Genomic DNA, 12,245 nt, shown 5'->3' on the forward strand with positions numbered 1-12,245 from the left:
CGGTCTCCTTCCCGTTGAATCTAGCATCCGCCGCGCGCCGCGGCGGGTCATGGTTTCCCTTGGTTATAGTGGTCATCCTCAGGAGACCGGCATGGCCTACGAACAGATCGAAGTACGCACCGAGGCGGGCAAGGTGGGCGTGATCACGCTGAACCGGCCCAAGCAGCTCAACGCCCTGAGCAACCAGCTGATGGACGAGCTGGGCCAGGCGCTGAAGGCCTTCGATGCCGACGAAGCCATCGGCTGCATCATCGTCACCGGCAGCGAGAAGGCGTTCGCGGCGGGCGCCGACATCGGGGCGATGGCCACCTACACCTTCGCCGACGTCTACAAGGGCGACTACATCACGCGCAACTGGGAGACCATCCGCTCGGTGCGCAAGCCGGTGATCGCCGCGGTGAGCGGCTTCGCGCTGGGTGGCGGCTGCGAACTGGCGATGATGTGCGACTTCATCATCGCGGCGGACAACGCGAAGTTCGGCCAGCCCGAGATCAAGCTCGGCATCATCCCGGGCGCCGGCGGCACCCAGCGCCTGCCCCGTGCAGTGGGCAAGGCCAAGGCGATGGACATGGTGCTGACCGGCCGCATGATGGATGCGGCCGAAGCCGAGCGTGCGGGCCTCGTCAGCCGCGTGGTGCCGCTGGACAAGCTGGCCGAAGAGACGCTGGGCGCGGCGCTGCAGATCTGCGACTTCTCCCGGGTCGCCGTGCTGGCCGCCAAGGAATCGGTGAACCGTTCCTTCGAAAGCACGCTGTCGGATGGCGTCATGTTCGAGCGCCGGCTGTTCCATGCGCTGTTCGCCACGCAGGACCAGAAGGAAGGCATGGACGCCTTCGTCGCCAAGCGCAAGCCGCAGTTCAAGAACCAGTAGCGCTCAGCGCGGCAACAGCTTCTGCGCCTCCTCGCGCAGCGCGGCGGCGATGCCGGCGTCGGCCCGCAGCAGGCGCGCCTCGCGGGCGCCTCGCAGCGGCGTCCAGCGCCAGTGGTCGCCCACCATGTCGAGCACGCCGATGGCCTCGTCCCCCTGGGCCAGTTCCAGGCGCAGGCTCGCGGCGGCGGTGGCATCGGCATCGTCCGAAGGCGATGCCAGCAGGCTGGTCACCAGCGCCGGCAACTCGCCAGCCTGCATGCGCGCCACCACCACCGAGCGGCCGCCTGCCTCGATGCGCAACTGCGTCCAAGGCAGCGAAGCGGGCGAAGCGCGCAGTGCCGCCTGGGGCGTAAGGGTCGCGCCCTGCCGCTGAGCCGCGGCGGGCGCGGGCGGCGCTGGTGCAGGCGTTGCCGCCGGAGCAGCGGCCACCACCCGCGGCGGGGATGCAGTGGCGCGCGCCTCCTCGGCCACGGATGCGGATGCGGCGCGCGACAAACCCTCGGCCGCCGAGGTGCCCGCGTCGCGCGTGACCGGGTCGTGCGGCACGGCCTTCACCGCAGGTGCCCTTTCGATCGCCGCTTCACGCGCCGGCGGCGTGGAAGCAGCGGGAGGCGGCGCCAGCGGCCGTTCGCGTGAACGCACGGCAGCCGTCCCCGGCCTGGCTGGCGGGACCGGTGGTGCGGACGGCGCGCCGGCGGCGGGAACGTGAGGTTCCGATAGGGCCGTGCCGGGAAGAGCGGCCGGTACCGACGCCGCCTTCCTGGCGGGCGCCGGTGCAGCCGGAATGGGCGACGTCTCCGGCGCGGCCTCGCGCCTTGCCCCCGGGATCTCGCGGTCTCCCCACATCACGGTGACCAGGGTCGCCAGCGCGACGGTCGCTAGCGCCGCGCCCCACGGCCTGCGGTGATCGCCGGCGCTGCGCCACCAGCGGCGCCATCCGGGTTGGACCGCTGCGTGCGCTGCCGCGCGGATGGCATCGCGCGTGCGCTGCGGCGGCTGCAGCGCGGCATCCGGCGCCTCGTGCAGTGCCTTGCCCAGGCGCGCGTCACGCAACTCCGTCATCGCGCCGGCTCCAGCGGCACCAGGTAGGCGCCCATGCAGCCACGCAGCTTGCGCAGTGCGTAGCGCAAGCGGCTCTTGGCCGTTTCGAAGGGCAGCGACAGCCGCTGCGCCAGGTCTTCCACGCTGGCGCCATCCTCGTGGTGCAACAGGAAGGCCGCGCGCTGCGGCGCCGGCAGGTCCTCCAGGCAGTGCAGCAGCTGGGCGCCGGCGGCGCGCCAGAAGGCGAGTTCCTCGCTGGACGGAGCCACGTGGTCCAGCCGCGCCATCAGCCACTCCATCGGCGCGTCGGAATCGCTCTCGCTGTCCACCGCCACTTCGCGGCCGGAAACACGCAACCGGTCCATCGCCAGGTTGTGCGCGATGGTGAAGGCCCAGGTGCGCCAGGCCGCGCCCTGCGACCGGAAGCTGCCGCGTGCCGCGACGATCCGCAGCCATGCGTCCTGGAACACCTCGTCGGCCTGCGCCGCCAGCGCGCTTCCGAGCAGGCGGCGCACGAAGCGGTACAGCGCGGCCTCGTGGCGCGCATAGAGCATGTCGAAAGCAGCGGCATCACCGCCCGCGTAGGCGAGCATCAGGTCCTCGTCCGGCAGGTCGCGATGGGCGGCAGGCATGGGCGCATTCTCACATCACGTTGTACGGGCTTGCCTGCGCCTCGGGGTTAACGACGGTGGTGAAATCTGACCCCGTCGCGTGCGCCGCGCCGTGCAACAGGGACCGACAACAGGAGTGGTCCCATGCTTCATCGCCTTCCTTGCCGCACCGCCGTCGCACTGGTTTGTGCGCACTGGCTGCTGGCTTCCTGCGCCGCAACGGCCCAGGCGGTCTGGCCCGACCCCAAGCCCGACACGGCGCCGGCGGCGACGCGCCTGGCCGTGCGCCCCAACTTCCAGGCACCTTCCGCCACCCACTGCGCGCGGCCTGTCACGACCCGCGAAGTCCCGGGCTGGCCTGCAGGCGACGGGCAGGCGCGACGCGGCGCCCCGGCGATGGAGTCGGCGGAACGCGCCGCACGCTCCGAGGACCGGCTACGCGCCGAGCCGGCTCCGCCAGCCCTTGCGCGCTCCATGCCGGCGCCGGCCGCGGCCGGCGTTGCCGCGGCACCCGCTGCACAGGGCGCGCCGCAGGACCTGGCGCCGCGGCAGATCCCTTCCGACCCGGTCACCGCCGGCGTGGTCGACGACAACGCGGACTTCCATGGCTACCTGGCCTTCCGCGATCGCACCTCGGTTGCGCACCGGCCGCGCGACGTGCACGAACGCTACCTGCTGGAAGTGAAGGACCGCCGGGGCCAGGGCGTGGGCGACGCCGAGGTCGCCCTGCGCGCGCGCAATGGTTCGGCCATGTGGGCCCGCACCGACACCGGTGGCCGCGCCTGGCTGCATCCGGGCGCGTTCGACACCAGCGGCGCCGGACCCTACGAAGTCCTGGTGCGCAAGGACGGTCGCGAGGCTGTGGGCCGCCTGGTGCGGGACCAGAAAAGCAGCGTCGAAGTGATGCTGGACGTGGCGCCGCCACCGGCACGGGCGCGCCTGGATCTCGTCTTCCTCATCGACGCCACCGGCTCCATGGCCGACGAGATCGACAAGCTGAAGGCAAGCCTGCGTGCGATCACCGAAGAAGTCTCCGGCCTGCCCAGCCGGCCCGACATCTGCCTGGGCCTCGTCGCCTACCGCGATCGCGGCGATGCCTTTCTGCTGCGCAGCCACGATTTGAGCAACGACGTCGGCGCCTTCCTGCGGCAGGCGCTTGGTCCGCTGCAGGCCCTGGGCGGTGGCGATTACCCGGAAGCCATGAACGAGGGCCTGCACGAAGCCGTGCACCAGCTCAGCTGGCGAGGCACCGGCACCACGCGCATGCTGGTGCTGTTGGCCGACGCGCCGCCGCATCTCGATTACGGCACGCCTCATTACGACGACGACATGCTGGCCGCCCTGGGCAAGGGCATCAAGGTGTTTTCCGTCGGCGCGAGCGGCCTGGACCGCCAGGGCGAGTTCATCCAGCGGCAGATCGCCCAATACACCGGGGGGAAGTTCGTGTTCCTGACCTACGCCGACGCGCGCCGCCCGGGCAGCGGCCCGGGACGCGAGACCGTGCACGATGTGCGCAACTATTCGGTGGACTCGCTGGACCGGCTGGTCGTCCGCTTGGTCACCGAAGAACTCGCGCTGGCCGGACGCCGCGGGAACTAGCCCGCCCACGTCTTGGCGGCAACCGCAGGGAGAACGCCAGGCGCCCCGCCTGGCAAGCCCGTCTGCTATCGTTTCGCCGGGAGCATGACGAGAGTGCAGCGATGCACCCGACCCACGCTGCCATCGAAGTGAGACTCCCCATGCCGGCGCCCGTCCCTCAGGGACCGCCGGCGAAGTTCAGGCGCCCCGCGGCGCAAGAGAGACCGATGTTCGAGAACATGCGTGCGGATCTGCGTGCCCACAAGGGCCACTGGATGGCGCAGGGCTTCTGGGCCCTGGTGGTCTGCGCTGAGGCATGACGGTGCAGGCGATTGAAGCGGTCTTCGGGGTCGTCGCCATCGGGCGCAACGAAGGGGAACGCCTGAAGCGCTGCCTGCATTCGGCATTGAGTACCACGCCCCACGTGGTTTACGTGGACTCGGGCTCCCAGGACGGGTCCGTCGTCTTCGCGCGTTCCGTCGACGTCGACGTGGTGGAACTGGACACTTCGACGCCCTTCACCGCCGCGCGCGCGCGCAATGCGGGCTTCCGGCGCCTGAAGGAACTGGTCCCCGCTGTGGAATTCGTGCAGTTCGTCGACGGGGATTGCGAGTTCGCGAGCGGGTGGCTGGCTGAGGCAGCCGCCTTCCTGCTCGCGACTCCGAAGGCTGCGGCGGCGTGCGGACGACTGCGCGAACGCCACCCCGAGCGCAGCATCTACAACCGGCTGTGCGATGCGGAGTGGAATACGCCCATCGGCCGCGCGCTGGCCTGCGGCGGCATTGCAATGATGCGCGCCGATCCGTTCGATCAGGTCCAGGGCTTTCGCGAGGGCCTGATCGCCGGGGAGGAGCCGGAACTCTGCCTGCGGCTGCGACGGGGCGGCTGGGAGATCTGGCGGCTGGACGCGGAAATGGCATGGCACGACGCCGCGATGACGCGCTTTGGCCAGTGGTGGCGCCGCAGTGAACGTGCCGGCCACGCCTATGCGGAGGGATCGGCTCTGCACGGCAAGTCGCCCGAACGTCATTGGGTGCGCGAATCGCGCAGCTCGTGGTTCTGGGGCGCAGGACTGCCGGTGGCGGCATTGCTGGCAGCCAGCTTGTTCGGAAGTTGGGGCCTGCTCCTCTTGCTGGCCTATCCGCTGCAGTTCCTGCGCATGCTGACGCGTTCAACCGACGAGGCATCGCTGAAGGTCCCGCGCGCCTTCTTCCTGCTGCTTGGGAAGTTCCCGGAAATGCTCGGGCAGGTCCGCTACTGGAAGAACCGCGCGGCGCGACGGCGCAGCCTCTTGATCGAATACAAGTAAAGGGCGTGGAGGCAGGCGAATCGCCTGACCCCCCCCCCAACCCGGCTGGCGGCGCGCCGCGCCATGGGGCGCCGCTCCTCGGCCCCCCACGGCAAACGGACCCTTCGGTTTCGCTATAATTGCGGGCTTGGCGCTTTAGCTCAGTTGGTTAGAGCGACGGAATCATAATCCGCAGGTCCGGGGTTCGAGTCCCTGAAGCGCCACCAGTTTCACAACGCCGTGCGTTGACACCAAAGGCACTGTCCAGCACAGTGCCTTTGTCATTTGACAGCCTCTGGATCTACACCATGAATCGCTGGACCCGAACCGCCGCCGTGGGCTTCGCCATCGTGGCGACCCTTGCCTCGGCGCAGGTTTCTTCGATCCGCAACGCGCCGCGCGACGTCAGGCCGGCCATCATCAGCGTCAGCGCCACGCCACCGATCATCGAAGTGGACGGCAGGCCCGACCGCTTCTCACCAGGCGCCCGCATCCGCGACCGCGAAGACCGCCTGGTGCTCACGGGCACGCTCGCCGGCAGGTCGGTGTATACCGTCTACAAGCGCGACTCGGTCGGCCTGGTGCACGAAGTCTGGCTCCTCGACGAAGAGGAATACCGCAAGCTCGGGGGTGTCGACACCTCCAGCGCCGACGGGTACAAGCGCTTCGCCGAGCTGCTGGACCTGGTCTGGGCGGCCCGTTGGCTGCTGCTGAAGTAAGCGGGGTGCTGCGATGAAAAAGGTCTACATCAAGACCTTCGGCTGCCAGATGAACGAGTACGACTCGGACAAGATGGCGGACGTGATGAACGCCGCGCAGGGCTACGAGCCCACGCAGGATCCGGAGCAGGCCGACCTGATCCTGTTCAACACCTGTTCGGTGCGCGAGAAGGCGCAGGAGAAGGTGTTCTCCGACCTCGGCCGCGTCAAGCACCTGAAGAAGAAGGGCGTGCTGATCGGCGTCGGCGGCTGCGTCGCCAGCCAGGAAGGCGCGGCCATCATCGAGCGCGCGCCCTACGTGGACGTGGTGTTCGGCCCCCAGACGCTGCACCGGCTCCCGGAGCTGCTGGCCGAGCGCGAGCGGCTGCAGCGCCCGCAGGTGGACATCAGCTTCCCGGAGATCGAGAAATTCGACCATCTGCCGCCGGCGCGGGTGGAAGGCGCGTCCGCTTTCGTGTCCATCATGGAAGGCTGCTCCAAATACTGCAGCTACTGCGTCGTGCCCTACACCCGCGGCGAAGAAGTCTCGCGTCCCTTCGAGGACGTGCTGACCGAGATCGCGGGCCTGGCCGACCAGGGCGTCAAGGAAGTGACGTTGCTGGGCCAGAACGTGAATGCCTACCGCGGCAGCATGGGCGGCACCGCGGAGATCGCGGACTTCGCCCTGCTGATCGAGTACGTGGCGGAGATTCCCGGGATCGCCCGCATCCGCTACACCACCAGCCACCCGAACGAATTCACGCAACGCCTGGTCGACGTGTATGGCAAGGTGCCGCAGCTGGTGAGCCACCTCCACCTGCCGGTCCAGCACGGGAGCGACCGCATCCTGATGGCGATGAAGCGCAACTACACCGCCATGGAATACAAGAGCACGATCCGCAAGCTGCGGGCCGTGCGGCCGCAGCTCTCTCTGTCCAGCGACTTCATCGTCGGCTTTCCCGGCGAGACCGAAGAAGACTTCGCGAAGATGATGAAGCTGGTGGAGGACGTCGGCTATGACGCGAGCTTCTCCTTCATCTTCAGCCCGCGTCCGGGCACACCGGCGGCGAACCTTCCGGACGATACGCCGCATGCCGTGAAGCTCAAGCGTCTGCAGCACCTGCAAGCCGTGCTGGAGGAGAACGTGCGCCGGATCAGCGACAGCCGCGTGGGCACGGTGCAGCGCATCCTGGTGGAAGGCCCGTCGCGCAAGGACGCCAGCGAGCTGATGGGACGCACGGAGTGCAACCGCATTGTCAATTTCGCCGGGCCGGCCCGGCTCGTGGGCCGGATGGTCGACGTGACCATCACGCAAGCCATGCCGCATTCGCTGCGCGCCGAGGTGCTCACGAAGGAAGCGGCGGTCGCCTGAGGCCCCGCCGTCCGCGGCCGACCCGCACCGGACGGCCGCAGTGGGTCCAACGGGCGCTATTCGATCCGCGCTCCCGACGCCTTCACCAGGACGCCCGCCGCCTCGTAATCGGCGCGCAGCAGCTTCTGGAAGTCGTCCGAGGACATCAGGGGGCCGGTCTCCACGCCGAGACGCGTCAGGCGCTCCTGCACCGCCGGGTCGGCGAGGGCCTTGTTGATCGCCGCATTGAGCTTGTCCACTTCGGCCTTGGGCATGGTGGACGGAGCGAGCACGCCGATCCAGGAATCGAACTTGTAGCCCGGCACGCCGGCCTCGGCGACTGTGGGCAGTTCGGGCAGGAACTTGGAACGCTGGGTGCCGGTGTAGGCCAGCAGCTTGATGCGCGGGTCCTGCTTGAAGGCGGTGATGCCGATGAGCGCGGAGGTCACGCCCTGCACGCGGCCCGCCAGCACTTCGTTGACGGCGTCGCCGGTGGACTTCATCGGCACGTGCTGCATGTCCACGCCGGCCTTCGCCAGGAAATAAGCCATGCCCAGGTGCGTCGCGCTACCGTTGCCGGCAGAGGCGTAATTGAGCTGTCCGGGCTTGCCCTTGAGCAGCTTGACGTAATCGGCGAGATTGTTGACGCCGAGGTTGCCCGGTGCCGCGATCACGTAGCCGGAATTGCCGATGTGGGCGATGCCGACGAAGTCCTTGATCGGGTCGTAGCCCAGCTTGCTGTAGAGGTGACCGGCCAGCGTGTGGCTGGCGGCGGCAAGTACCAGCGTGTTGTTGTCCGTGGCCTTCGCGACGGCGCCGGTGCCTACCGTGCCGCCGGCGCCGGGCCGGTTTTCGACAATCACGCTGGCGCCGAGGATCTGGCCCAGTTCGGCATTGAAGGTGCGGGCAACGGTGTCCTGCACCGCGCCGGGGCCGAACGGCACCACGATCCTGATCACGCGCTGCGCATAGGCGGGGGCAGCCGCGGCGGCGGCGAGGACCAGCGCGACGGCGGCGCTGCGGTAACGGCGGAACTGCATGGACACTCCTCTGTTCAGGGTTGGGCCAGCCACTTCTGCGCCAGCCGGACGAAGTAGCTGGCGCCGATGGGAATGATCTCGTCGTTGAAGTCGAACGAGGTGTTGTGGATGATGCAAGGACCAGGCCCATGGTCCGGCATGCGGTGGCCGCCGTCGCCATTGCCGATGAAGGCATAGCAGCCTGGCTTGACCCGCAGCATGTGCGCGAAGTCCTCGGCGCCCATCACGGCGGGGTAGTCCTCGTCGACGCGCTCGGCGCCGACCACTTCGCGCATCACTTCGGCGGCGAACCGCGCTTCGCGCGCATGGTTCACCACCGGCGGCGAGGCGCGGCGGAACCAGACGTCCGCCCGGCAGCCGTGGGCCGCGGCAATGCCTTCGGCCAGGCGCCGCAGGCCGGCTTCGATCTTGTCCGTCGCGTCTTCGGAAAACGTGCGGACCGTCCCGCCCACCCAGGCTTCGTCGGGGATGACGTTGGGCGCACCCGAGCCCTGGATCTGCGTCACCGCGAGCAAGGCCCGTTCGGTCGAGTCGATCACCTTGGGTACCAGCGTCTGCAGCTGCTGGCCGAGGTCGATCACCGCGGCGACCGGATCGATGCCGGTGTGCGGCATCGATGCGTGCGTGCCGCGGCCGTGGAGGGTCACCTTCCAGGTGTTGCTGGACGCCATCAGCGCGGCCTGGTTCAGCGCGAAGGTGCCGGTCGTGACGGCGAAGTTGTGCAGCGCGAACACGGCCTCGCAGGGGAAGCGCTCGAACAGCCCGTCCTGGATCATCTTCAGCGCGCCGGCCTTGCCCATCTCCTCGGCGGGCTGGAAGATGAAGTTCACGGTCCCGTCCAGGTCGCGCGACTGGGCCAGGTGCCACGCCGCCGCCAGCAGCATGGTCGTGTGGCCGTCGTGGCCGCAGGCATGCATGCGCCCGTCGTGCCGGGAACGGTGCGGGAAATGGTTCTCCTCCTGCAGCGGCAGCGCATCGAGGTCGGCGCGCAGGCCGATGGTTCGCTTGCCGTTGCCGTTGCGCAGCACGCCGACCACGCCGGTTCCGGCAATGCCGGTGTGCACCTCGATGCCCCATTCGCGCAGCCGCTCGGCCACCATCTGGGAGGTGCGGTGCTCCTCGAAGCCGAGTTCGGGGTGCGCGTGGATGTCGCGGCGCAGCTCCACGAAGCGGGAAATGTCGGCGAAGCTGTCAACGAGTTTCATGGTGACTCAGTATCCAAAGTTTTGCCCCCTCTCCCCCCGGGGGAGAGGGATGGGGAGAGGGGGTTCCTGATAACGGCCATGCCGCGCTAGGCCGCAGGCCTAGAAAGGCATCTTCGGCGCACCCTTGCCGCCGCCCATGCGGCGCATCATCTTCATCAGGCCGCCGCCCTTCATCTTCTTCATCATGGTCTGCATCTGCTCGAATTCGTTGAGCAGGCGGTTGACCTCCTGCACCTGCACGCCGGCGCCGGCCGCGATGCGGCGCTTGCGGGTGGCCTTGATGATCTCGGGCTTGCGCCGCTCGGCCGACGTCATCGAGCAGATGATGCCCTCCTTGCGGCGGATGTCGCGCTCGGCCTTCGCCATGTCGACCTGGCCCGCCTTGGCCTGCACCTGCGCGGGCATCTTGTCCATCAGCGTGGACAGGCCGCCCATCTGCTTCATCTGCTGGATCTGCGCCAGGAAGTCGTTGAGGTCGAAGCCCACGCCGCTCTTGACCTTGGCGGCCAGCTTCTGCGCGGCTTCCATGTCGACGCCGGCCTGCACCTGCTCGACCAGCGCGACGATGTCGCCCATGCCGAGGATGCGCCCGGCGTGGCGATCGGCGTCGAACACCTCCAGGCCGTCGATCTTCTCGCTGACACCGGCGAACTTGATGGGGGCACCCGTGATCTGCCGCACCGACAGGGCGGCGCCGCCGCGCGAGTCGCCGTCGAGCTTGGTGAGGATGATGCCGGTCAGCGGCAGCGCTTCCTTGAAGGCCTTGGCGGTATTCACCGCGTCCTGGCCCTGCATCGCGTCGACCACGAACAGGGTCTCCACCGGCTTGAGGGCCGCGTGCAGCTCCTTGATCTCCCGCATCATGGCTTCGTCGATCGCGAGACGGCCTGCGGTGTCGACCAGCAGCACGTCGAAATACTGCTTGCGGGCGTAGTCGAGCGCCGCCCGCGCGATGTCCACCGGCTGCTGGTCGGGAGAGCTCGGGAACCACTCCGCTCCGGCCTGCTGCGTCACGGTCTTCAGCTGTTCGATGGCGGCCGGCCGGTAGACGTCCCCGGACACCGTCAGCACCTTCTTCTTGCGTTTTTCGATCAGGTGCTTGGCCAGCTTGGCGGTCGTGGTCGTCTTGCCCGCGCCCTGCAGGCCCGCCATCAGGATCACCGCCGGCGGCTGGGCCGCCAGGTTGATGTCGCTGACGCCCTCGCCGATGGTGGCCACGAGTTCCCGGTGGACGATGCCCACCAGGGCCTGGCCGGGGTTCAACGAGCCCGCCACCTCCTGGCCGAGCGCCTTGTCCTTCACCCTGGCGATGAAGTCGCGCACCACCGGGAGCGCCACGTCGGCCTCCAGCAGCGCCATGCGCACCTCGCGCAGCATTTCCTGCACGTTCTCTTCGGTGATGCGGGCCTGGCCGCGCATCTGCTTGACCAGCCGGGAAAGTTTGTCGGAGAGTGCGGAGGCCATGGGAAGTGGGGGTTGCGCCACACGGGCCGTGCGGGCGGATGGGCCAGGATGGGCCCGGGCTAAACTCGTCCCATGATTCTATCCAGTGCGTCCCCGGCCAGCGTGGTCCTGGCCCTGGCGACCACCGCGGCCTACGCGGTGCCTGCCGCCGGCGCCGCGCGGTTGAGCGAGAAGGGCGCGCGGCGCGCGCTGCTGGCCGCCTGGCTGCTGCACGCGGCCACCCTGGTGTGGGCCCTGCTGGGCGACTCCCCGCGCTTCGGCTTCGCGCCCGCGCTGTCCGTGACGGCGTGGCTCGTGCTTACCGTCTACGCGGTGGAGCGCCAGATGTTTCCGCAACTGCGCGCACGCTGGGCGCTGGCCGCCCTGGGTGCCGCGGCGGTGGTGCTGGCGCTGGTGTTTCCGGGCACGCCCCTGCACGTCGCCGCCTCGCCCTGGCTCTCGCTGCATTGGGCGCTGGGGGTCGCCGCCTACGGCCTGTTCGCCGCAGCGGCGGTCCATGCCTGGCTGCTGCAGCGGGTGGAACACAGCATCCGCAACGCCTCGGAACCCCAAGCCGGCCTGCCGCTGCTCACGCTCGAGCGGCTGACATTCCGCTTTGCCTCCGCGGGCTTCGTGCTGCTGTCGGCGACGCTGGTGGCCGGCATCTTCTTTTCCGAGATCCTGTATGGGCGCGCCTGGCGCTGGGACCACAAGACCGTGTTCTCGGTGCTCTCCTGGATCGCCTTCGCGGCGCTGCTGCTGGGACGCTTGCGCTTCGGCCTGCGTGGGCGGCGCGCCGTGAATTTCATCTACGTCGGCTCGCTGCTGCTGCTGCTCGCCTACGTGGGCTCGCGCTTCGTGATGGAAGTGGTGTTGAGGCGCGCAGCATGAAGTACCTGGTGCTGTTCGCGGTGCTGCTGATCGCCTACTTCCTGTGGCGCAACGCGCGGATCGACCGTGGTCCTGGCAGGAACCGCGGCGCGGCGCCGCCTGCCGGCCCCATGGAAATGGTGAGCTGCGCCCAGTGTGGCGTGCACCTGCCCAAGCCGGAGGCGATCGCGGGAGCCGACGGCCGCCTCTATTGCAGCCAGGAGCACCGGCTGCGCGGCGGCGGCTGAG

12 protein-coding genes and 1 tRNA gene are annotated in these 12,245 nt (G+C 69.0%); 8 read left to right on the plus strand and 5 right to left on the minus strand.

The window, feature by feature from the left end; genetic code table 11:
* The first annotated feature begins 91 nt into the window (after window positions 1-91).
* Window positions 92-871 (plus strand): enoyl-CoA hydratase, encoded by a 780-nt coding sequence (locus AC1DSA_RS02365; RefSeq protein WP_477885651.1) that lies wholly within the window; start codon window positions 92-94, stop codon window positions 869-871.
* Between the two features lie 3 nt (window positions 872-874).
* Here AC1DSA_RS02365 and AC1DSA_RS02370 read toward each other — a convergent pair whose 3' ends face one another.
* The gene (locus AC1DSA_RS02370; protein WP_477885653.1) at window positions 875-1,933 is read right to left on the minus strand and encodes a hypothetical protein; all 1,059 of its coding nucleotides are present in this window, start codon (window positions 1,931-1,933) and stop codon (window positions 875-877) included.
* Entirely contained in the window at window positions 1,930-2,544 is a 615-nt protein-coding gene (locus AC1DSA_RS02375) for a sigma-70 family RNA polymerase sigma factor (protein WP_477885654.1), read from the minus strand. Before AC1DSA_RS02375 ends, AC1DSA_RS02370 begins: the two co-directional genes overlap by 4 nt.
* Window positions 2,545-2,667: 123 nt before the next feature.
* Between AC1DSA_RS02375 and AC1DSA_RS02380 the strand changes: the two genes are divergently transcribed.
* The 5 genes from AC1DSA_RS02380 (at window position 2,668) to miaB (ending at window position 7,459) form a co-directional block, all read left to right on the plus strand.
* Window positions 2,668-4,122, plus strand: a complete 1,455-nt coding sequence (locus AC1DSA_RS02380; protein ID WP_477885656.1) for a vWA domain-containing protein — start codon at window positions 2,668-2,670, stop codon at window positions 4,120-4,122.
* A gap of 295 nt (window positions 4,123-4,417) precedes the next feature.
* Complete coding sequence (locus tag AC1DSA_RS02385) at window positions 4,418-5,410, plus strand: glycosyltransferase family 2 protein (RefSeq protein WP_477885658.1); 993 nt, start codon at window positions 4,418-4,420, stop codon at window positions 5,408-5,410.
* Window positions 5,411-5,539: 129 nt separating this feature from the next.
* Window positions 5,540-5,616 (plus strand) — tRNA-Met (locus AC1DSA_RS02390).
* A gap of 81 nt (window positions 5,617-5,697) precedes the next feature.
* Entirely contained in the window at window positions 5,698-6,108 is a 411-nt protein-coding gene (locus AC1DSA_RS02395) for a hypothetical protein (RefSeq protein ID WP_477885660.1), read from the plus strand.
* 13 nt (window positions 6,109-6,121) lie between these two features.
* A complete protein-coding gene (miaB, locus tag AC1DSA_RS02400; RefSeq protein ID WP_477885662.1) occupies window positions 6,122-7,459 on the plus strand; it encodes a tRNA (N6-isopentenyl adenosine(37)-C2)-methylthiotransferase MiaB in 1,338 nt (445 codons plus the stop codon).
* 56 nt (window positions 7,460-7,515) lie between these two features.
* Here the strand turns inward: miaB and AC1DSA_RS02405 are convergent, their stop codons facing one another.
* From AC1DSA_RS02405 to ffh, 3 genes are all read right to left on the minus strand, one after another.
* The gene (locus AC1DSA_RS02405; protein ID WP_477885664.1) at window positions 7,516-8,478 is read right to left on the minus strand and encodes a tripartite tricarboxylate transporter substrate-binding protein; all 963 of its coding nucleotides are present in this window, start codon (window positions 8,476-8,478) and stop codon (window positions 7,516-7,518) included.
* Window positions 8,479-8,492: 14 nt separating this feature from the next.
* Window positions 8,493-9,683: a M20 aminoacylase family protein gene (locus AC1DSA_RS02410; protein WP_477885666.1), complete on the minus strand. Its 1,191-nt coding sequence runs from the start codon at window positions 9,681-9,683 to the stop codon at window positions 8,493-8,495.
* A 99-nt stretch (window positions 9,684-9,782) separates the two neighbouring features.
* The gene (ffh, locus tag AC1DSA_RS02415; protein WP_477885668.1) at window positions 9,783-11,147 is read right to left on the minus strand and encodes a signal recognition particle protein; all 1,365 of its coding nucleotides are present in this window, start codon (window positions 11,145-11,147) and stop codon (window positions 9,783-9,785) included.
* 72 nt (window positions 11,148-11,219) lie between these two features.
* On the opposite strand from ffh, the gene AC1DSA_RS02420 reads away from it, so the two are divergent.
* Together AC1DSA_RS02420 and AC1DSA_RS02425 are read left to right on the plus strand one after the other, a co-directional pair.
* Window positions 11,220-12,017: a cytochrome C assembly family protein gene (locus AC1DSA_RS02420; RefSeq protein WP_477885670.1), complete on the plus strand. Its 798-nt coding sequence runs from the start codon at window positions 11,220-11,222 to the stop codon at window positions 12,015-12,017.
* The gene (locus tag AC1DSA_RS02425; protein ID WP_477885672.1) at window positions 12,014-12,244 is read left to right on the plus strand and encodes a PP0621 family protein; all 231 of its coding nucleotides are present in this window, start codon (window positions 12,014-12,016) and stop codon (window positions 12,242-12,244) included. The genes AC1DSA_RS02420 and AC1DSA_RS02425 overlap by 4 nt, the downstream gene beginning before the upstream one ends.
* Window position 12,245 lies beyond the last annotated feature (1 nt).

Source organism: Ramlibacter sp. P4_H7 (genome assembly GCF_056400765.1).